This is a genomic window from Streptomyces sp. NPDC020845, from assembly GCF_044334165.1.
Taxonomy (GTDB): Bacteria; Actinomycetota; Actinomycetes; order Streptomycetales; family Streptomycetaceae; genus Streptomyces.
This window is the reverse complement of the sequence record NZ_JBIRSJ010000084.1, coordinates 1-1362: the sequence shown is the minus strand read 5'-3', so window position 1 is coordinate 1362 and position 1362 is coordinate 1. Positions and strand designations below refer to the sequence as shown.

Here is a 1362-nt window from a genome sequence, read left to right as displayed (position 1 = left end):
AACCTCACGAGCCATCCAACCCAGCGTCCTACGGCACGCTACGAGCGGCCAACCCGACCGCGCACCGCTACAGCCAATACAAGTCGGGAACCTCAGCCCACACCCGCATCAACCGCCTGGCTGAGAGTCTCGAATGCCACGAGAAAGCGCTGCTGATCCGGCGAGAGCTGGGTGACCGCCTGAGCGAAGCCCGCTCGCTCAACCTGATCGGCCTCGACCATCTCCGCGGCAGACGACTCGACGCCGCTGCCCGCCACTTCGAGCAGGCCATCGCCGTATTCCAGGAGCAGGACGCCGCCCACTGGGCCGCTACCGCGCTGTCCAACCTGGCGACCGCCCACTACCGCGCCGGACGGCTTCCAGAGGCAGCAACCGTCATCGACCAGGCCCTGGCAGCACACCGAGCTCTCAGCAACCAGCGCGGTGAGGGCAACATCCTGCGCGTGCTGAGCGACGTCCGGCGTGAGCAGGGCGATGCCGAGGAAGCCCTGGTCTTTGCCCAGGCCGCCCTCGATATCGCCCTTGGCCTCCGCAACCTGCGCCTGGAGGGCTTCTGGCTGCTGACTCTCGGCGATGCCCAGCAGGCGAAGGGCCAGTTCGCCGAGGCCCTTATCTCCTATCAGCGATCCGCCACGCTGCACCGACGCCTCGCGGACCGCAGCCGAGAGGCACTGGCCTGGCAGGGCGTGGGCGAGGTGTACTGCCGGCTCGGACGTCATGCAGAGGCGGCCGACTTCTACCGTCAGGCCACCTCGACGCACCGCGAACTCGGTGATGAGTGGCACCAGGCCCTGGCCCTCGCCGGCATGGGCTCGGCCGTACTCGACGAAAGCCCGGAGGAAGCCCATCGGCACTGGGCACAGGCGCTCAGTCTGCTTTCCGACTTCGGCGATCCTCGCGCAGTGGCGGCGCGTGAGCGAATCGAACGTCGGCTGGCAGAAACAAGCTGAAGTAGCGTCTGAGGCGGAGGCCGCCATCACTGATCGACCGCCCGTATGGCTTTCGGTACTCGGTGCTGACCACGTCGAACGTGGGAGTGGCCCCACGGAGGTAGCGGTCGGGCAGGCAATACCTCGGGTCTCGGGGCCTTTGCTTTAGCTTCTGCGCGCTCGTCACACTCTCAGGGGCAGGCAGGGAGGACATGGCGGAACTATGGCCGTAGTGCCAGAATCCTCCCACTGCAAGATCCGAGGGGGGATATGCCAAACCAGCGCGATGCCATCCGGAGCAGGGTTGATGAGGACCATGGGGTTACCGCTGTCTCCATGTGTCGGCGACGGGCGAAAACTGACCGCCATACGACGGATGAAACGGGACCCGCCGGAGTAGATCCGATTCTTCTCGCGATCGTCTGATCATTCT

At 65.9% G+C, this 1362-nt stretch carries 1 protein-coding gene; it reads left to right on the top strand.

The annotated features are described in order from the left end of the window. On the top strand, positions 1 to 950 hold a 950-nt coding region (locus ACH4U7_RS53175), incomplete at its 5' end, for a tetratricopeptide repeat protein (RefSeq protein ID WP_398534943.1). Positions 951 to 1362: the final 412 nt, after the last annotated feature.